18 protein-coding genes are annotated in these 17,779 nt (G+C 62.4%); 14 read left to right on the forward strand and 4 right to left on the reverse strand.

The features are described from left to right. The first annotated feature begins 125 nt into the window (after positions 1-125). From mnmE to ACMHYJ_RS04575, 3 genes are all read left to right on the forward strand, one after another. Positions 126-1,580, forward strand: coding sequence for a tRNA uridine-5-carboxymethylaminomethyl(34) synthesis GTPase MnmE (gene mnmE / locus ACMHYJ_RS04565; protein WP_414245018.1), 1,455 nt, complete (start codon positions 126-128; stop codon positions 1,578-1,580). Positions 1,581-1,742: 162 nt separating this feature from the next. Further along, a complete protein-coding gene (locus ACMHYJ_RS04570) occupies positions 1,743-2,009 on the forward strand; it encodes a helix-turn-helix domain-containing protein (RefSeq protein ID WP_414245200.1) in 267 nt (88 codons plus the stop codon). Positions 2,010-2,029: 20 nt separating this feature from the next. Further along, positions 2,030-3,688 carry an RNA-binding domain-containing protein gene (locus tag ACMHYJ_RS04575; protein WP_414245019.1) on the forward strand — a complete coding sequence of 553 codons (1,659 nt, stop codon included), beginning with the start codon at positions 2,030-2,032 and terminating at the stop codon, positions 3,686-3,688. A gap of 600 nt (positions 3,689-4,288) precedes the next feature. On the opposite strand, the gene ACMHYJ_RS04580 is transcribed toward ACMHYJ_RS04575, so the two are convergent. Both ACMHYJ_RS04580 and ACMHYJ_RS04585 read right to left on the reverse strand, forming a co-directional pair. Then, positions 4,289-4,582, reverse strand: a complete 294-nt coding sequence (locus tag ACMHYJ_RS04580) for an antibiotic biosynthesis monooxygenase family protein (RefSeq protein WP_414245020.1) — start codon at positions 4,580-4,582, stop codon at positions 4,289-4,291. 76 nt (positions 4,583-4,658) lie between these two features. Next, complete coding sequence (locus ACMHYJ_RS04585) at positions 4,659-5,774, reverse strand: NAD(P)/FAD-dependent oxidoreductase (protein ID WP_414245021.1); 1,116 nt, start codon at positions 5,772-5,774, stop codon at positions 4,659-4,661. Between the two features lie 233 nt (positions 5,775-6,007). Here ACMHYJ_RS04585 and ACMHYJ_RS04590 point away from each other — a divergent pair, with 233 nt between their 5' ends. The 4 genes from ACMHYJ_RS04590 to ACMHYJ_RS04605 all read left to right on the forward strand — a co-directional run bounded on the left by ACMHYJ_RS04590 (position 6,008) and on the right by ACMHYJ_RS04605 (position 8,866). Next, the gene (locus tag ACMHYJ_RS04590; RefSeq protein ID WP_414245022.1) at positions 6,008-6,490 is read left to right on the forward strand and encodes a MarR family winged helix-turn-helix transcriptional regulator; all 483 of its coding nucleotides are present in this window, start codon (positions 6,008-6,010) and stop codon (positions 6,488-6,490) included. Next, positions 6,480-6,905 carry an organic hydroperoxide resistance protein gene (locus tag ACMHYJ_RS04595; protein ID WP_414245023.1) on the forward strand — a complete coding sequence of 142 codons (426 nt, stop codon included), beginning with the start codon at positions 6,480-6,482 and terminating at the stop codon, positions 6,903-6,905. Before ACMHYJ_RS04590 ends, ACMHYJ_RS04595 begins: the two co-directional genes overlap by 11 nt. Before the next feature lie 106 nt (positions 6,906-7,011). Then, positions 7,012-8,277 carry an MFS transporter gene (locus ACMHYJ_RS04600; protein ID WP_414245024.1) on the forward strand — a complete coding sequence of 422 codons (1,266 nt, stop codon included), beginning with the start codon at positions 7,012-7,014 and terminating at the stop codon, positions 8,275-8,277. 175 nt (positions 8,278-8,452) lie between these two features. Next, on the forward strand, positions 8,453-8,866 hold the full coding sequence (locus ACMHYJ_RS04605) for a hemerythrin domain-containing protein (RefSeq protein ID WP_414245025.1): 414 nt from the start codon (positions 8,453-8,455) through the stop codon (positions 8,864-8,866). Between the two features lie 157 nt (positions 8,867-9,023). On the opposite strand, the gene ACMHYJ_RS04610 is transcribed toward ACMHYJ_RS04605, so the two are convergent. Then, a complete protein-coding gene (locus ACMHYJ_RS04610) occupies positions 9,024-9,308 on the reverse strand; it encodes a heavy-metal-associated domain-containing protein (protein ID WP_414245026.1) in 285 nt (94 codons plus the stop codon). 326 nt (positions 9,309-9,634) lie between these two features. Here ACMHYJ_RS04610 and dinB point away from each other — a divergent pair, with 326 nt between their 5' ends. Then, positions 9,635-10,762: a DNA polymerase IV gene (gene dinB / locus ACMHYJ_RS04615; protein WP_414245201.1), complete on the forward strand. Its 1,128-nt coding sequence runs from the start codon at positions 9,635-9,637 to the stop codon at positions 10,760-10,762. Positions 10,763-10,852: 90 nt separating this feature from the next. On the opposite strand, the gene ACMHYJ_RS04620 is transcribed toward dinB, so the two are convergent. Next, positions 10,853-11,728: an MOSC domain-containing protein gene (locus ACMHYJ_RS04620; protein WP_414245027.1), complete on the reverse strand. Its 876-nt coding sequence runs from the start codon at positions 11,726-11,728 to the stop codon at positions 10,853-10,855. A 218-nt stretch (positions 11,729-11,946) separates the two neighbouring features. Between ACMHYJ_RS04620 and ACMHYJ_RS04625 the strand changes: the two genes are divergently transcribed. From ACMHYJ_RS04625 to ACMHYJ_RS04650, 6 genes are all read left to right on the forward strand, one after another. Further along, on the forward strand, positions 11,947-12,840 hold the full coding sequence (locus tag ACMHYJ_RS04625) for an EamA family transporter (protein WP_414245028.1): 894 nt from the start codon (positions 11,947-11,949) through the stop codon (positions 12,838-12,840). Between the two features lie 54 nt (positions 12,841-12,894). Further along, complete coding sequence (locus ACMHYJ_RS04630) at positions 12,895-14,082, forward strand: acetylornithine transaminase (protein ID WP_414245029.1); 1,188 nt, start codon at positions 12,895-12,897, stop codon at positions 14,080-14,082. A gap of 38 nt (positions 14,083-14,120) precedes the next feature. Next, positions 14,121-15,086 carry a GlxA family transcriptional regulator gene (locus ACMHYJ_RS04635; RefSeq protein WP_414245030.1) on the forward strand — a complete coding sequence of 322 codons (966 nt, stop codon included), beginning with the start codon at positions 14,121-14,123 and terminating at the stop codon, positions 15,084-15,086. A gap of 231 nt (positions 15,087-15,317) precedes the next feature. Continuing rightward, positions 15,318-15,971, forward strand: a complete 654-nt coding sequence (locus tag ACMHYJ_RS04640; protein WP_414245031.1) for an ABC transporter permease — start codon at positions 15,318-15,320, stop codon at positions 15,969-15,971. Between the two features lie 27 nt (positions 15,972-15,998). After that, on the forward strand, positions 15,999-17,003 hold the full coding sequence (locus tag ACMHYJ_RS04645; protein WP_414245032.1) for an ABC transporter ATP-binding protein: 1,005 nt from the start codon (positions 15,999-16,001) through the stop codon (positions 17,001-17,003). Next, positions 17,000-17,743 carry an ABC transporter permease gene (locus tag ACMHYJ_RS04650; protein ID WP_414245033.1) on the forward strand — a complete coding sequence of 248 codons (744 nt, stop codon included), beginning with the start codon at positions 17,000-17,002 and terminating at the stop codon, positions 17,741-17,743. The genes ACMHYJ_RS04645 and ACMHYJ_RS04650 overlap by 4 nt, the downstream gene beginning before the upstream one ends. The last annotated feature ends 36 nt before the right edge of the window (positions 17,744-17,779 follow it).

Here is a 17,779-nt window from a genome sequence, read left to right on the forward strand (position 1 = left end):
TGGGGTTTCATACGTTGCCGAAGCCATGAAGATGGCACAGGAAAATTTGCTTGCAGAGAGGGCTTGCGCATCGAAGTTTGAGTGAATCGTCATGGAGAGAATTTCGAGCCGCACAGGATGTTGATATGACCGTGTTTTCCACAGATCCCATTATTGCCATTGCCACCGCGCCGGGGCGGGGAGGGATTGGCGTCATCCGCGTGTCGGGGCCGGATTTGCGCGCCTGGGCGGAAGCCCTATGCGGCCAGGCCTTGCAGGCGCGGCATGCGCATTATCTGGCGTTTCGCCATCGGGACGGCGAGATCATGGACGAAGGACTGGCGCTGTTTTTCCCGGGGCCGCATTCGTATACGGGCGAAGATGTCCTGGAACTGCAGGGGCACGGCGGGCCGGCGGTGCTGCGTCGGGTGCTGGAAGACTGCCTGGCGCGGGGGGCGGCCATCGGGCTGCGCCTGGCGCAGCCGGGTGAATTCACGCAACGGGCGTTTTTGAACGACCGCATGGATTTGGCCCAGGCGGAGGCCGTGGCCGACCTGATCGAAGCCAGCTCGACGGCGGCGGCGCGCAGCGCGATGGCCTCTTTGTCCGGGGCGTTTTCCGCCGAGGTGGATGGGTTGAGCGAGCGCATCGTGCAACTGCGCATGCTGGTGGAAGCCACGCTGGATTTTCCCGAGGAGGAAATCGATTTCCTGGAAAAATATCAGGCGGCGCAGCGCCTGGACGCGGTGATGGCGGCGCTGGACGGCGTGCTGGCCGTGGCGCGTCAAGGCCTGGTGTTGCGCGAAGGCCTGCACGTGGTGCTGGCCGGCCAGCCCAACGTGGGCAAATCCAGTCTACTGAATGCCCTGGCGGGCGAGGACGTGGCGATTGTGACGCCGATTGCGGGCACCACGCGCGACCGGGTGATCCAGCAGATCCACATCGAGGGGGTGCCGCTGCACATCGTGGATACGGCGGGCCTGCGCGAGACCGAGGACACGGTGGAACGCATCGGGATCGCGCGCAGCTGGACGGAAATCGCCAAAGCGCAGGTCATCGTGCATCTGCAGGATGCGCGTCACCCGGATGATCCCTTGGATGCCGCGATCATGCGGCGTTTGCCGGTGGGCACGCCGCTGCTGCGGGTGTTGAACAAAGTGGATTTATTGGATTCGCCCGGACACGGCATCGCCCCTGCGGGCGATGCCGTGCCTGGCGAATCGGAGCGGCTTGCAAGCCGCGAGGTGGACGAATCGGAGCGGCCAGCAGGCCGCGAGGTGGGGGAGGCCGAGGAAATCCTGATTTCCGCCCGCACCGGGGCCGGGTTGGATGTCTTGCGGGCCCGCCTGCTGCGGATCGCGGGTTGGACCCCAGGGTCGGAATCCCCCTGGTTGGCGCGCGAACGCCATGTGCGGGCGCTGGAAGACGCCCGCAGCCATTTGCGATTGGCCCGGGAGCATGCGGCGCACAGCGATCAGGTGCTGGATTTGTTCGCCGAGGAATTGCGTCTGGCGCATGAGGCGCTGTGCGAGATCACGGGGCAATTTACCAGCGATGATTTGCTGGGGGAGATATTTTCTCGGTTTTGTATTGGGAAGTGAGGGGGGCTCCTGGGAATTGCAGCATAATCAGTCCAAGAGATCGTCCGCACCTCCGGTGGGTCAGTATTACATCGGCGCTGACACGTATCGATTTGCAGCCGCCCCGTGCATCTGGTCGATTGCCTGCTTATATGAGAAGATTGGCAACTCTTGGTAATCTGTATCCTCACCTATAAAGACAAGACTACGGCAGACCCAGAAGGTGGAGTCCTGACACGGGACGAGGTGGCTACCTACCTGAAAGCAGGCAAGCGCGCCGTTTACCGCCTTGCAGCTGAGGGCACACTGCCAGGTTTCAAGCTGGGCGGCACATGGCGCTTTCGCCGTAGCGACCTGGATCATTGGGTGATGACCAATCTGAACAACAAAAATCGGGGGCACGCGACTGATGGAACTCATCGACAACATCAACCGCTTGTTGGGCGATGACCTCACCTGAGACCGTGCACATGAACCAATCAGAGCTGAAGGCCGCGCTTGAGCGCCTGATTGTCACCTGGGAAAACGAGGTGGTGGAATTCAAGCAGGCCAACAATGATTATGACACCGACAAGATCGGTGAGTATTTTTCGGCCTTGAGCAACGAAGCCAATCTGCGCGGAATCGAACGCAGCTGGCTGGTATTCGGCATCAACAACAAAACCCGTACCGTAGTCGGGACGAACTACCGGCTCAATCCAGAGCAACTACAAGGCCTGAAACACCAGATTGCCCAGAACACAGACCCCAGCATCACCTTTCGGAACATCCATGTACTGAATGACGAGCAGGGCCGTGTCGTGCTGTTCGAGATTCCGGCGGCACCACGCGGCATCCCTATTGCATGGAAAGGCCATTACTACGCCAGGGCCGGTGAAAGCCGCGTATCGCTCGGCCTCGACAAGCAGGATGACATTAGGCAGCAGACGCTGGCGACGGACTGGACGGCACAGGCCGTCCCCGGCGCGACGTCAGAAGATCTGGACGAGACCGCCTTGCGCAGAGCCCGAGAATTCTTCGTTCAGAAATACGCCAACCGCATCACGCTTCAAGAGGTCATGGGTTGGCCCCTGGCAACCTTTCTTGAACGCGCCCACCTGACCCAGGACGGGCAGATCACCCGTGCCACGCTCCTCCTGCTGGGAAAAGCAGAATCGGCGTGGCGGCTTTCACCGCACTTGGCGCAATTGACGTGGAGTCTGGAAGGCCCGGAACGTGCCTACGAGCACTTTGGTTTGCCCTTTTTACTGAACACCACCCAGCTTTACCAGCGTATTCGCAACATTCAATTGCGCATCCTGCCCCAGAACGAACTGTTGCCTGTAGAGGTACCGAAGTACGATCAAAGGATCGTCCTTGAAGCCCTGCACAACTGCATTGTCCACCAAGACTACAGTCGCAACGCCCGCGTGGTGGTTCAAGAACTACCGGATCGGCTGGTTTTCGCCAACGAAGGAAACTTCTTCGATGGCCTGCCAGACGAATACATCGAGGGCACAAAGGTTCCCCGCCGCTATCGCAATCCATTTCTAGCCCAGGCAATGGCCGAACTGAACATGATCGACACGATGGGCTACGGCATCCGTGACATGTACAACGGTCAGGCGCGGCGCTACTTTCCTCTACCGGATTACGACCTGAGCACACCTGGCGCCGTGAAGATGACCTTGTACGGGAGTGTGATCGACATCGCGTACAGCCGCCTGCTGATCCAGAAAACCGATCTGCCACTGACTGACGTGTTGGCACTGGATCGCGTGCAAAAGAAGCTGTCCATCCCGGACGAGGCAGCAGCCCGTTTGCGCAAGGCTGGGTTGATCGAAGGACGGAAACCGAACTATTTCGTTTCCGCCGAAGTTGCCAAAGCCACCGCTAGTGTGGCCGACTACCTTCGCACGCGCGCCCAGGACGACGACTACTACGCCAAGCTCATTATCGACTACCTGACGTTAAAAGGATCAGCCAGCCGTGCGGACATCAACAGCCTGCTGATGGGCAAGTTGAGCGATGCGCTGGATGAGAAGCAGAAAGACAAAAAGATCTCCAACCTACTCACCAACCTGCGACGCAAAGAGCGTATCTGCAATACGGGCAGCCGAGGACATCCAGTCTGGCGGCTTGCAGAATGAACGCGGATGAGGCTTGTGAAAATTTATTTATAAATCATATGGTTATCTCTTTCTGCAGGCTGGATATGCAGAAAGGATGCAGAAAGCTCGCAGAAAGGGACTTCCACTTGATATCTACAGAACACAAGCCAGCAGGCCAAAAACGCAGCGGCTCCCATCGCCTCCAGCACGGCCAGGGAGGCGGGGCACGATAGTCGTCCAGATCACAAGCAAGCTCGAAAATCAGATGGGAATCTTATCCGCGAATGCCATCAGGGCCAGCAGGTTGAATGCCTGCATCAACAGGCCGAATGTAAGGCTGCAGCCTCTTTGATGATCCTACACAATGCTAAAACCTGCTTTCCCGGAGCCGTCCATGTAAGGATCGACTATTTATTGCCAAAGCAAAAAACTCGCTCTACATAGGCAACTCCAGGTTCAATTCCCCCGTTGCAACCATCCGATAACCCATTGCCAGGTAGCCTCTCTGCAGCCGTTCCCACATGCGCAGCAGCGACGGCTGTCCGCACAGTTGCGGCGGTCGGAGGCGGTTTCCACGTCGGTTGCAAGGCAATCGGCGACGAAATGTTCGCTCATGAGGCCGAGGTCGGGTTTGGGCGTCTATTCCCCCACCACCCGTGTATGCACCACATGCGGGGCCTGGGCAAAAAACCCGCCCACGATCCCGCGCCAGGCTTGGAAATCTTCTGATTCGCGGAAATGCTGCATGTGGTCTTCCAGGGTATGCCAGTGGATTTGCAACACGTATTGTTCGGGATGTTCGATGACGTGGTGCAGTTCCAGGTGGTGGAAGCCCCGGGCGCGTTGAAAGAGCGGCAGGGCTTTTTGCACGCCGGCTTCGAAATCGGCCTGGGTGCCGGGTTTGACGGTGATGTGGGCCATTTCGCGGATCATGGTCTGGTGTCCTGTGATTGAAGAAAACTGAACCATGATTATGCACGCTTCCGCTTGGCCCTTGGCCGGGCGGTTTTCAGCGTGTGTCCCGCAGTTGCCGCAGCACTGCGTCGGCGATGGCCAGGCAGGCGGTCAGGCCGGGGGATTCGATGCCGTACAGATTGATCAGGCCGGGGATTCGGTGGCTGCGGGCGTCTTGAAGGATGAAGTCGGCTTCCTGGCCATTGGGCAGGGCCAGCTTGGGCCGGATGCCGGCGTAGCCGGGGTGCAGGGCCCGATCCGGCAGGGCGGGCCAATATTGGCGGATGACGTCGTAGAATCCGGCGGCCCTGTCCGGGTCGACGTGGTAGTCCAGGTCATCCACCCATTCGACATCCGGGCCGAAGCGGGCCTGGCCGGCCAGATCCAGGGTCAGGTGCACGCCCAGGCCGCCGGGCTGGGGTACGGGGTAGATCAAGTGTGAAAACGGTGCCTGGCCGGACAAGGCATAGTAGTTGCCTTTGGCGTAGCGGCCGGCGGGGATGCGGTCGGGCGGCATGCCCTGGATGCTGGCGGCGACCGCCTGGGCCTGCAGGCCCGCGCAGTTGATGACGTGCCGGGCGATGATTTCCGTGGGGTCGTCGCCGCCGACGCGCAGCAGTATCCCCTGGCGCGGCAAGGGGCTGCCGCCCAGCAGCGGGGATCGCAGGACGACCAGGCCGCCGGCGGATTCCAGGTCGCCTTGCAGGGCCAGCATCAGGCCGTGGCTGTCGATGACGCCGGTGTCCGGCGAATGCAGGGCGGCCACGCATTGCAGGGCGGGCTCCAGCGCCTGGGCCTGGGGGGCGTCCAGCCAGTGCAGGCGGTGGACGCCATTGGCGTGGGCGGCGGCGGCAATGCGCCGCAGGGGGGCGAGCTGATCGGCATGGGTGGCCACCACCAGCTTGCCGCAGCGCCGGTGGGCGATGCCGTGCGTGGCGCAATAGACGTACAGCTGTTGGCGGCCTGGGACGCACAGGCGGGCTTTTAATGAGTCCTTTGGGTAGTAAAGGCCCGCGTGGATGACTTCGCTGTTGCGCGAACTGATGCCGCTGCCGATGGTGGGCTCGGCTTCCAGAACCAGGGTGTCCAGGCCCGCCTGGGCGCAGGCGCGCGCCGTGGCCAGGCCGATGATGCCCGCGCCGATGACGATGCAGTCGAGGGTTTCTGCCATGGGATGGGGTTGGCTGAAAGGGTTTCAGTCTATCCAGAATCGAGGGGTTTCAACAAGCATCCGCCAGCGGGTGTTGGCGCGACGTCAGCCTGCCCGGTCTGTGCAGAACAGCAATGCCCGGTTCAATGGTATGCGTTGCCGTGTTGCGTTGGGCGATGCCGCTCAGTCCAGAAAATTAATAGCTTGCTATTTAATCGCGTGCTATGTATTATGGCGTCATGCATAACACAGACTTGACCACATCCAATCCGCAGGCCGACGCGCTGACGCTGGATGCACAGCTGTGTTTTGCTTTGTATTCGGCGCATCTGGCGATGAACAAGGTCTATCGCCATTACCTAGCCGACCTGGGCCTGACCTATCCGCAGTACCTGGTGATGCTGGTGCTGTGGGAAGCCGACGGCCTGACGGTGTCGGCGCTGGGGCAGCGGCTGTATCTTGATTCGGCCACCCTGACGCCGCTGCTGAAGCGCCTGCAGGGACTGGGTTTTCTGCGGCGCGAACGCGCCCAGGATGATCAGCGCCAGGTACTGGTCAGCCTGACGCCCGCGGGCCAGGCGCTGCGCCGGCAGGCCCGGCATGTGCCCCCGGGGGTGATGTGCGCCACGGGCTGTACGCCGGATCAGGCCCTGGGCCTGAAGGCGCAGCTGGAATCATTGCGGACGCATTTGCAGTCCATGTCGTTTTTTCGGAAGGAGTCCAATCATGACAGTTGAAAACGTGCTTTATACCGCCCATGCCACCGCCACCGGCGGCCGCGATGGCAGCGCCAAATCCTCGGACGGCCGCCTGGATGTCAAGCTGTCCGTGCCCAAGGAAATCGGCGGCGACGCGGGCCCCGGCACCAACCCGGAACAACTCTTTGCCGCGGGCTACTCGGCATGCTTCCTGGGGGCGCTGACGCTGGTGGCGGGCAAGGAAAATGTCTCTCTGCCCGATAGCACCCAGGTGGCGGGTTCGGTGGGCATTGGCCCCATCCCCACGGGCTTTGGCCTGGCGGTGGAACTCAAAATTTCCGCGCCCGGGGTGGATCGCGCCAAGCTGGAAGACCTGGTGCAGAAAGCCCATGTCGTGTGCCCGTATTCCAACGCCACGCAAAACAACATCAAGGTCACGCTGACGGTGCAATAAACCGGGCCGGTGTTAACTCTGATCCGTTGTCGTCTGATCTGGATCAGATGCCATCATTATCAGTGTGGTTATGATCTTTGTGAATAGCCTGTTCACGGAGATCGCCATGCCATCAACCGACCCTGCAAAGCCTGCCTCGCGGCAGGCTTTGTCCGTGCTGTTTTCCAGCACCTTCGCCTTTACCGTCTGTTTCGCCATCTGGACCATGTTCTCGGTGCTGGGGGTGCCGCTGAAGGCGGAACTCAGCCTGAATGAAACCCAGTTCGGTCTGCTGGTCGCCACGCCGGTGCTGACCGGGTCTTTGATCCGGGTGCCGCTGGGCATGCTGACGGATCGCTTTGGCGGGCGGATTGTCTTTTTCCTGGTGTTGCTGGTTTGTGTGCCGCCGCTGTATTTGATGGCGCATGCCGCCAGCTATGCCCAGTTCCTGATCCTGGCCTTGTTCGTTGGCCTGGCCGGCGGGACGTTTTCGGTGGGCACGCCCTATGTGGCGCGCTGGTTCGCTCCCGAACGCCGCGGCTTCGCCATGGGGGTGTTTGGCGCAGGTAATTCGGGTTCGGCCCTGAATATGTTTGTCGCGCCGTTGATCATCGGCGCATTTGGCTGGGCGATGCTGCCGCAAGTTTACGCCGCGCTGATGCTGGGGACGGCCATTTTGTTCTGGCTGTTCAGCCATTCCGATCCGGCGCACCGGGTGCCATCCGATGTGGGGGTGATGCAGCAGCTGAGTGTGCTGAAAGATCCGCGCGTCTGGCGCTACTGTCAGTATTATTCGGTGGTCTTTGGCGGCTACGTGGCGCTGGCGTTGTGGATCACCAAATATTATGTGGCCGAGTACGGCTTCGATCTGACTTTGGCGGCGTTCCTGGCGATGATCTTTTCTTTGCCCGGCGGGGTGCTGCGGGCTTTGGGCGGCTGGTTTTCCGACCGTTTCGGGGCGTACACCGTGACCTGGTGGGTGATGTGGGTATGCTGGGTGTGTTTCTTTATCCTGTCCTATCCCCAGACCCAGATGACCATCCAGACGCTGAACGGCCCGGTGTCGCTGCACGTCGGATTGAATTCAGCCGTGTTCACCGGCCTGCTGTTCATCGTCGGGGTGGCCATGGCGATCGGCAAGGCGTCGGTGTTCAAGTTCATCAGTGATGATTATGCCGACAATATCGGCGCGGTGTCGGGGGTGGTGGGCTTGGCCGGCGGGTTGGGCGGGTTCATCCTGCCGATCATGTTCGGTGCCCTGCTGGATCTGACCGGGGTGTATTCCAGTGCTTTCATGCTGCTGTACGGCTCAGTATGCGTGTCGCTGGTTTTTATGCATTATTCGTATCGACATGACCCGCGCGCGGGGACGGAATTGATCGAGCCGCAATAAAGACCCTGGGCTTGAGCGGGGTTTCCCCAAGGACAAACGCTTTAATATGTTAACTTTCCAAGCATCAAGCAGATAGGGGCGCCAGCGATGGCTGCGCTTTGCCTATATGTCATTTATTTATTCTTAAGCCTGGCTGCTGCCGTTTGGGCGGATGGGTTTTCTCTCCGAGGCAAGCATGGATATCAATCGGTTCAAGCTACAGCATGTGCAGATACTGAAGGCCATTCATCAACTGCGCCAGTATGCCAAGGCGGGGATCGTGGAAAACGCACCCCACTTGTCCCGGGAATTGTTGTCGATCAAGTCGAAGATCAAGCTGCACTTGGCCATCGAGGACGATATTCTGTATCCCCGGCTGCAAAAAAAGGGGGATCCGCTCGTCAGCCAGCTGGCGCATCGTTATCAGGCGGAAATGCAATCCCTGGCGGCGGATTTCCTGGCTTTTGTCGACCGCTGGGGGCATACGGATCAGATTGCCGGCAATCCCGAGGCATTCCGGCAGGATTGCAATGTGGTGATCAAGGCGCTGCACCAGCGGATACAGCGCGAAAACCTGGAATTCTATCCGGCGGCGGAACGGCTGAATTGATGCGGAAAAGCGCCTTGCTGGGCGCTTTGATAAATCAGGCAGGTAACAGCCCGCAGGGGCTGATCTTGGGGTGAGGCGTCCCTCCACGTCGCGCCTTGCAAGGCGCTCCGATAAATCAGGCGAACAATAGCCCGCAGGGGCTATTGTTCGTCCTGATTTATCCCCCACACCCGCCGCAGCAGTTGCCGTCTTCGCCGTGGACGGGTTTCAGGGCTTCGTAGCCGGCGTCGGCGACGGCCACTTGGATGCGTTGGACGGAGATTTTGGCGGTGTCGAACGTGATGGTGGTGTTTTCGTCCGCCAGCGAGACACTGGCCTGGGCGACGCCGGGCAGGGCGGACAGGACTTTGTCCAGTTTGTCGGCGCATTCTTGGCTGCGCAGGCCAATCAAGCGCATGGTGGCGGTCTTCTGGACGGATCGTTTCAGGGTTTCGGCTTGCATAAGTCCTCGCGAACGGGGATAGCCCTAATTAGGGCGGGGTTATAGATGACTTTAAAATACATCTTAAGGATCGCCTAGTATACCAGCGTCGGGACGAAATGGAATCCCGTTCACCGCTGTTTCGCACGGCCGGCGCCGCTATCGCCTTCTCATGCACCCAGCCCGGCGCGCTTGATAAACTGGCGCATGGCCCGCCCCTGCCATGACGGCTTTGCGCCGCTGGCTGCAAAACCTCAAGCGCAATCCGTATCGCTCGATGGACGGCGGGTCAATATGGCCAAGTCGTTGGCCTTGAGCTGAGAGGTTTGCGTTTGCCTGATTCCCATTTGTCTTCCGCCCGCCGGATTGCGCATCTGGACATGGACGCATTTTTCGCTTCGGTCGAGCTGTTGCGCTATCCCGATTTACGGGGCCGGCCGGTGGTCATCGGCGGCCGCGGGCCCAAGCCCGAGGCGGGCCGTTATGCGTTGTTGCGCGATTATGCTGGGCGCGGCGTGATCACCACCGCCACCTACGAGGCGCGGGCGCTGGGGGTGCATTCGGCCATGGGCATGATGAAGGCGGCGCGCCTGGCCCCGGATGCGGTGCTGCTGCCTGTGGATTTCGCGGCGTATCGGTATTATTCGCGGCGCTTCAAGGCGGCGGTGGCCGCGATCGCCCCGCAGGTCGAAGATCGCGGGATTGATGAAATCTACATCGACCTGACGGCGCTGCCCGAAGACGCCCTGACCTTGGCGCGGCGCCTGAAGCAGGCTGTCCGGGAAGCCACGGGCCTGGCCTGTTCGGTGGGGATTTCGCCCAACAAGCTGCTGTCCAAGATTGCTTCGGATCTGGACAAGCCCGATGGGATCACCCTGATCGGCCCGGGGGACTTGCAGCGGCGCATCTGGCCTTTGCCGGTTTCCAAGGTCAATGGCATTGGCCCCAAGGCCACGCAACGCCTGCGGCAAATGGGGATCGAAACCATCGCCCAACTGGCGGCGGCGGCGCCGGATCGGCTGCAGGCCGGCTTTGGCCTGGGGACGGCGCGCTGGTTGCTGGATGTGGCGCATGGCATTGATGAGCGCCCGGTGGTGCTGGCGTCCGAACCGCGCTCCATCAGCCGGGAAACCACGTTCGAGCGCGACTTGCACGTGGTACGGGATCGGGCGGTGTTGTCGGAAATTTTTCGTGACCTGTGCGAAAACCTGGCTCGGGATCTGGCCCGCAAGCAGGTGCGGGGCGCGACCATCGGCATCAAACTGCGGTTCGATGATTTCCGCATCGTGACGCGCGACCTGACGCTGGACGAGGCGGTGGGCGATGCCGATGCCATCCACCGGGCGGCGGGGCAATGCCTGAAGCGGGTGGTGCTGGATCGGCGCTTGCGCCTGCTGGGGGTGCGTGCCAGCAAGCTGGAGCCCGTGGAACAGGCCGATACGCCTCGTCATCCGGTGCAGTTGTCGCTGTATTAGGGGGGGCCATGGCCATGCGCCCGCCGCAGGGGCGGGCACGCTTCGGCGGGCGGCGGTGCGTCCGCCGCGGGGAGGGGCCCCGGGCGCGCTTCAGAAATCGTATTCGATGTCGACCGCGTCGCCCTCCTGCAGCCACTGTTCGCCTTCTTCGGGCAGGGCGGCGATCGCGTTCATGCCAAACAGCACGCCTTGTTCAAACTGACGGTGCCGGGCCAGGGTGCGGCCGGGTTCCGGGGCGGTGTCGCCGGTCTGCGGATCGACGTTCGGGATGGGGCAGCGGGCGCAGGCCTTGACGAATGCAAAACCGATGTCCCCGGTGCGAAACCCGGCCAGATGGTCTTCGTCGTAGGGTTCCAGGCCCTGCAGGACGATATTGGGCCGAAAGCGGATCATGTCGATTGCGTCGTGGCCGCCGGTGGCCAGTTGCTGGTTGAGTTCGTCCAGCGATTGCTGGTTGGTTACCAGGAAAGGAAACCCGTCGGCAAAGGCGAAGGCGTGGCGATCCACCGGCAGGAAAGACTGGGGCCAGTCCGGGTGGGTTTGTATCCAATGGGTCATGTGGCGCATGCTGGCCAGCCGATGGGCCTGGGGATGAACGTGCAGCAGGCGGCAGGGGACGCCCAGAAAAGAGGACAGCCAATGGGCCACGGCGTCGCCTTGGTCGGCCCCGATGGTGTCGCTGTCCCAGATGGTGACGGGCACGGCGGGCAGCTTGTCCCCGATGACGGGGGCGAAGCAGGCATCCTGTCCGGGCGCTTCCAGCCGCAGGCCGTCGGGCTGCGGCGTGGGCCGGATCAGCACCATGCGGGGGTGTTGGCGCTGGGTCATGAACCCGCCCTGTTCATCGACGATCATCCAGTGGCGGTCGTATTCTAGGCCGGCGCCGCTGACCTGAATGCGGTCGTGGCGGATGCCGGCGCAGGATTTGACGGGGTAGCTGTACAGGCTGTGGATGGCGAGATGCATGGCGGGCGTCCGGTGGGCAAAGGGGCAAAACGATTATTCTAATTGCAGACGGCAGACGGCAGACGGCAGACGGCAGACGGCAGACGGCAGACGGCAGACGGCAGACGGCAGACGGCGGGCCAGGGGTGTCCGCGATTTTGGCAAATGCCGTAGTATGGCGTTGTGTCCATCGTCTTCTGCGATCATTCATCGCATCCGTTTTTCCCGCCGGAGACCCCATGCCTTTAAAAGATGTCCTGGCCGCCTTGATCGTCATCGTGGTCTGGGGGGCGAATTTCGTGGTGATCAAGTTCGGGGTGGATGAAGTCCCGCCCATGCTGCTGGGGGCCTTGCGGTTCATTTTCGTGGCTTTCCCTGCGGTGCTTTTCGTCCCGCGTCCGGCTGTGCCCTGGCGTTATGTCGTGGGTTACGGGGCTACGATCTGTCTGGGGCAGTTTGTCTTTTTGTTCCTGGCCATTTATTTGGGCATGCCGGCCGGCCTGGCCTCCCTGGTGCTGCAGGCCCAGGCGTTTTTTACCGTTGCGATTGCCGCGTTGGTTCTGCATGAAGCCATCCGCCTACATCATGTGCTGGGCATCGGGCTGGCGATTGTCGGCCTGGTGATGCTGGATGCGGGGGCGGATTCCGCCATGGTGCCGCTGCTGGGTTTCGTCTTGACCCTGGTGGCCGCTTTCAGCTGGGCTTGCGGCAATATTGTGCTGAAATGCGCGGGCCCGGTGCGCATGCTGTCCATGGTGGTCTGGGGGGCGCTGTTGCCGCCCATACCGTTCCTGCTGCTGTCCGCGGCTTTCGAAGGCCCGGATCGGATGCTGGACAGCCTGCTGCACCTCAGTTGGCGGGCCGTGGCGGTGGTGGCTTATCTGTCCGGGGTGGCGACGCTGGTGGGCTATGTATTGTGGGGGCGTTTGTTGTCGCGCCATCCCGTGGCGCGGGTGGCGCCGCTCAGTTTGCTGATTCCGGTGGTGGGCCTGTTGTGCGCCGACTGGGTGCTGGACGAAAAGCTGGGGCTTTGGCAGTGGATGGGCGGCGTTGTGGTATTGATCGGACTGGCGCTGAATCTGTTTGGCGCCCGTTGGCTGGCCGGGCTTCGAAACCGCCCGCAAGCAACCTAAAATAGACGTTTTGGTGCCAGGCTGCGCACCATTGTTTGATTGGAATGGATACTCATGACTATGGATCGTGCAGGGATCAACGCCCTGATGGAAATTACGTCGCGCCCCGAACTGATATTCGTCGGCGGGCAAGGGGCTTGGCTGCAGGATAATACAGGCAAGCGCTATCTGGATTTCATCCAGGGCTGGGCGGTCAATTGCCTGGGGCACAATCCCGCGCCCATGGTGGATGCCCTGGCGCGCCAATCCCGGGCGCTGATCAATCCTTCGCCCGCGTTCTACAACCAGCCGTCCATCGACCTGGCCAGGCGCCTTGTCGAGGCCTCCTGCTTCGATCGCGTGTTCTTTGCCAACAGCGGGGCCGAGGCCAATGAAGGCGCCATCAAACTGGCGCGCAAGTGGGGCCAGCTGCATCGGGGCGGGGCGTACAAGATCATCACGTTCGACCACGGCTTCCATGGCCGCACGCTGGCCACGATGTCGGCGTCTGGCAAGGCGGGCTGGGATCGCAAGTTCGCGCCGCAGGTGGACGGTTTTCCCAAGGCCGAACTGAACGATCTGGACGCCGTGCGGGCGCTGATCGACGACCAGACCGTGGCCGTGATGCTGGAACCCGTTCAGGGTGAAGCTGGCGTGATCCCGGCCACGACGGCGTTCCTGCGGGGGCTGCGGGAACTGACGCGAGAGCGCGGCCTGCTGCTGATCGTGGACGAAGTCCAGACCGGCATGGGCCGCACGGGCCGGATGTTCGCCTACCAGCACGCGGGGATCGAACCCGACATCATGACGCTGGGCAAGGGCATCGGCGGCGGGGTGCCGCTGGCGGCGCTGTGCGCCCGCGAAGCCGTCAGCTGCTTCGAGCACGGCGACCAGGGCGGCACGTACAACGGCAATCCGCTGATGACGGCGGTGGGGGTGGCGGTATTCGATGTGCTGGCGTCCCCCGGTTTCCTGGATGGCGTCAACGAACGCGCCCGCCAGCTATCGGCCGGCCTGACGGCCCTGTCGGACAAATGGGGCATGCGGGGAGAACGCGGGGCGGGCCTGCTGCGCGCCTTGATCCTGGACCGCGACGATGGCCCGGCCCTGGTCGAGGCCGCCCGCAACCGCGCCCCGGAAGGGCTGCTGCTGAATGCCCCCCGGGGCAATCTGCTGCGCTTCATGCCCGCGCTGAATGTCTCCGCCGAAGAAATCGACACCCTGCTGGCATGGCTGGATGCGCTGGTGGCGCAGGTGCGATAAGTCGTCGATAGGATGTCCAGGCCGGCCGGCGTCTGCGCATGACGCCCACCGAATTCGGTTTCCTGCTGATCCCGCAGTTTTCCATGCTGTCGTTCGCGGGGGTGCTGGAACCCTTGCGCATGGCGAACCGGCTCCGGGAAACCCCCCTGTATCGCTGGCGGTTTTTCATGCCGGACGACCAGCCGGTGGCCGCCAGCAATGGCCTTGTCTTCCAGCCGACGGGTCGCCTGGGCGACCCGGGACGCCTGGATACCCTGATTGTCGTGGCGGGTATCGACGCCGGCGAATACTGCACGCCGGATATCCTGGGGTGGCTGCGCCGGCTGGCAAGCCATGGCGTCAATCTGGGGGCGACCTCGATCGGGCCGCTGTTCCTGGCCCGGGCCGGGCTGCTGGATGGCCATCGCAGCACCATTCATTGGGAAAACGTCGCGGGCCTGCGGGAGGAGTTCCCCCTGCTGGACATCACGGACGAACTCTATGAAATCGACGGGCAGCGCCTGACCTGTTCGGGTGGGACTGCGGGGCTGGACATGATGATGCATTTGATCGGCCAGCGGCACGGGTATCGCCTGGCCGCCGCGGTGGCGGAGCAGTGCATCCACCCGGAGATACGCCGTTCCCGCGCCAGCCAGCGCCTGTCCTTGCGCAGCCGGCTGGATGTCAGCAATCCCCGCCTGCTGGCGGTCATCGAGTGCATGGCGCTGCACTTGGAGGATACCTTGAGCAGCGCGCAACTGGCGGCTCAGACCGGGCTTTCGGTGCGGCACATGAACCGCCTGTTCAAGGAATGCCTGGCGGTTTCGCCCGGCGGGTTTTACATGGGGCTGCGTCTGGATCGCGCCCGGGCCTTGCTGGAGCAGACCGGGCTGCCCGTGCGGGAAATCGGCCTGGCGTGCGGGTTTTCCACGACCTCGCATTTCATCCGGCGGTTTCGAGAACGCTTTGGCCAGACCCCGGTTGACGCTCGTCGGCGCCAGCGGGCGCGCCAGGGGCAGCCCTGAATTGCAGCGTGCCGCCGCCGGTAGGGAAATAATCGCAGCGTGCTGCCGCTGACAGGAAAAATGTCGGGAAAATGTCCTTTTCAGGATAGATTCCGTCCCTTTTGGAATATTCCCTGACGGGTTTGCGCCCTACCATTGAGAAACATAAGCAGGAAGTCCGGCCAGATAGATTCCCGTTGACGGGGCGGCGGCGATGGACATTCCAGGGCCTCGTCCGAGGAGACACATGTCGTGGATATTCTGATCTACATGGCTGGCCATGCCGACCTGATCCTTTCCCGCACCATCGAGCACATTTCCCTGGTTGGCGTAGCGATCGGGCTGGCCATCCTGACGGGGGTGCCGATCGGGATCGCCATCACGCAAAACGAGCGAGCCGCCAGCCTGGTGCTTTACATCGCCGCCATCATCATGACGGTTCCTTCGATTGCGCTGTTCGGCATCATGATTCCCGTCCTGTCCCTTTTCGGCCACGGGATCGGCTATGTGCCGGCGGTGATCGCCGTACTGCTGTATTCGCAACTGCCCATCATCCGCAATACCTATACCGCGATCAACAATGTGGATCCCGCCTTGCGCGAGGCCGCGCGCGGGATGGGCATGACCCCGCTGCAGCGCCTGGGCCAGGTGGAGATCCCGCTGGCGATCCCGGTCATCATGGCCGGGGTGCGCAGCGCCGTGGTTCTGTCCATCGGCATCATGGCCATTGCGGCCTATATCGGCGCGGGCGGTCTGGGCGTGTTCATCAGCCGGGGCATTTCGCAGACGGATCCCCGGCAGTTGGTGACCGGCGCCGTGGCGGTCAGCGCGCTGGCCATCGTGGCGGATTTTTTCCTGCTGTGGCTGCAGGGCCGCCTGACCCCGGTCGGCGTGAAACCCACCTGACCCCCAGAGAAAAGGAGGCCCGGCATCATGATCCGGCTGGATAACCTGACCAAGCGCTTTACCACCAGGGAAGGCACGGCGACGGCGGCCGACCACATCAATATGGAAGTGGCCGCCGGGGAAATCTGTATTCTTCTGGGCCCGTCCGGGTGCGGCAAGACGACGACGCTGAAGATGGTGAACCGCATCATCCCGCCCAGCAGCGGCCGGGTGTTTCTGGATGGCAAGGACACGACGGACTACGACACGATCGCCCTGCGCCGGCAGATCGGCTATGTGATCCAGCAGATCGGCCTGTTTCCCAACATGACGGTGGGCGAAAATATCGGCGTGGTGCCCAGGCTGCTGGGCTGGGATCGGCAGCGCATCCGGCGGCGGACGGCGTCCTTGCTGGAGATGGTCGCGCTGGATCCGGCCATTTTCCTGGATCGCTATCCGAAAGAATTGTCCGGGGGCCAGCAGCAGCGCATCGGGGTGGCCCGCGCGTTGGCGGCCGATCCGCCGGTGCTGCTGATGGACGAGCCTTTCGGCGCCATCGACCCCATCAACCGCCAGGTGATCCAGGATGAATTCCTGAAAATGCAGGAAAAACTGGGCAAGACCATTTTGTTCGTCAGCCACGACATCGACGAGGCGGTGAAGATGGGGGACAAGATCGCTATTTTCCGCGAGGGCCGGCTGCAGCAGTTCGATACGCCCAACCAGGTTCTGGCGCATCCAGCCAATGATTTCGTGGCCGACTTCGTGGGGGGCGACCGCACGCTCAAGCGTTTGCGCCTGATAACCGTGCGGCAGGCCATGCGGCCGGCGGATCGCGCGCTACTGTCCGCACGGGAAATGAACCGGCCCGGGGTTTCGATCGGCGCGGACGACGATCTGCGCCTGGCGGTTTCGCGCATGCTGACGCACGGATTGGACGCCCTGGCGGTGGTGGTGGACGACGGCGCATGCTGCGGGATCATTACCCATCAGGCCATCCGCGAGGCGCTCCGCACGGATGACGGCCCGGCGGCCCGGGAGGCCCGGCCATGAACGGGCCGCTTTCTTCGCGCCATGCCGGCCGCTGGGGCGAGCGCCTGCTGATCCTGTTGGCGCTGGCCTTGTTGCTTGAGTGGATGCGGCGCAATGGTTTGGCGGAGGACATTCTGGATCATTGGGCCGACATGGTTTACCTGACCCGGGAACACATCGGGCTGACGTTGGTATCCGGGGGGCTGGCCATGGCCACCGGCCTGCCGCTGGGGGTCGTGCTCAGTCGCCGCTTCATGCGCCGCTGGGCCGAAGGGGCCATGCAGTTGTTGAACATCGGCACCACGATTCCCACCCTGGCGGTGCTGGCCCTGTCCATGACCTTGCTGGGGATCGGGGCCGCGCCGGCCATCTTCGCGCTGTGGCTGGCCTCGCTGCTGTATATCGTGCGCAATACGTATTCCGGCCTGATCGCCGTGCCGCAGTATTTGCTGGAGGCCGCCTACGGCGTGGGCATGGATTCCTGGCAGGTGCTGTGGCGCGTGGAAATACCCAATGCGCTGTATGTCGTCTTTGCCGGCATCCGCACGGCGCTGGCGATCAATGTGGGCACGGTGCCCCTGGCTTTCCTGGTGGGCGGCGGGGGCTTGGGCGAACTCATTTTCACCGGGATCGACCTCAACGATACCGGCACCATGCTGGCAGGCGCGATCCCGACCGCGCTGCTGGCCATTCTTGTCGATGCCCTGATGGGCATGGCGACCTATGCCCTGATTCCCCGGGGCGTGAATCCGCTGCGATAGGGCAGACCTCTTTGCACGGGTATCCATACCAAAGGA

The sequence above is a fragment of the Castellaniella hirudinis genome, from assembly GCF_047468865.1.
Lineage (GTDB): Bacteria > Pseudomonadota > Gammaproteobacteria > Burkholderiales > Burkholderiaceae_B > Castellaniella > Castellaniella hirudinis_A.

Excerpts from the sequence above, each read along its gene's own strand:
- ACMHYJ_RS04580 (WP_414245020.1), bottom strand. The coding sequence starts at position 4,582 with ATGATCCGCGAAATGGCCCACATCACCGTCAAACCCGGCACCCAGGCC.
- ACMHYJ_RS04620 (WP_414245027.1), bottom strand. The coding sequence starts at position 11,728 with ATGCATCTCGCCATCCACAGCCTGTACAGCTACCCCGTCAAATCCTGC.
- ACMHYJ_RS04650 (WP_414245033.1), top strand. The coding sequence starts at position 17,000 with ATGAACGGGCCGCTTTCTTCGCGCCATGCCGGCCGCTGGGGCGAGCGC.
- ACMHYJ_RS04630 (WP_414245029.1), top strand. The coding sequence starts at position 12,895 with ATGACTATGGATCGTGCAGGGATCAACGCCCTGATGGAAATTACGTCG.
- ACMHYJ_RS04595 (WP_414245023.1), top strand. The coding sequence starts at position 6,480 with ATGACAGTTGAAAACGTGCTTTATACCGCCCATGCCACCGCCACCGGC.
- ACMHYJ_RS04610 (WP_414245026.1), bottom strand. The coding sequence starts at position 9,308 with ATGCAAGCCGAAACCCTGAAACGATCCGTCCAGAAGACCGCCACCATG.
- ACMHYJ_RS04605 (WP_414245025.1), top strand. The coding sequence starts at position 8,453 with ATGGATATCAATCGGTTCAAGCTACAGCATGTGCAGATACTGAAGGCC.
- ACMHYJ_RS04575 (WP_414245019.1), top strand. The coding sequence starts at position 2,030 with ATGAACCAATCAGAGCTGAAGGCCGCGCTTGAGCGCCTGATTGTCACC.
- mnmE (WP_414245018.1), top strand. The coding sequence starts at position 126 with ATGACCGTGTTTTCCACAGATCCCATTATTGCCATTGCCACCGCGCCG.
- ACMHYJ_RS04635 (WP_414245030.1), top strand. The coding sequence starts at position 14,121 with ATGACGCCCACCGAATTCGGTTTCCTGCTGATCCCGCAGTTTTCCATG.
- ACMHYJ_RS04585 (WP_414245021.1), bottom strand. The coding sequence starts at position 5,774 with ATGGCAGAAACCCTCGACTGCATCGTCATCGGCGCGGGCATCATCGGC.
- ACMHYJ_RS04600 (WP_414245024.1), top strand. The coding sequence starts at position 7,012 with ATGCCATCAACCGACCCTGCAAAGCCTGCCTCGCGGCAGGCTTTGTCC.
- ACMHYJ_RS04625 (WP_414245028.1), top strand. The coding sequence starts at position 11,947 with ATGCCTTTAAAAGATGTCCTGGCCGCCTTGATCGTCATCGTGGTCTGG.
- ACMHYJ_RS04645 (WP_414245032.1), top strand. The coding sequence starts at position 15,999 with ATGATCCGGCTGGATAACCTGACCAAGCGCTTTACCACCAGGGAAGGC.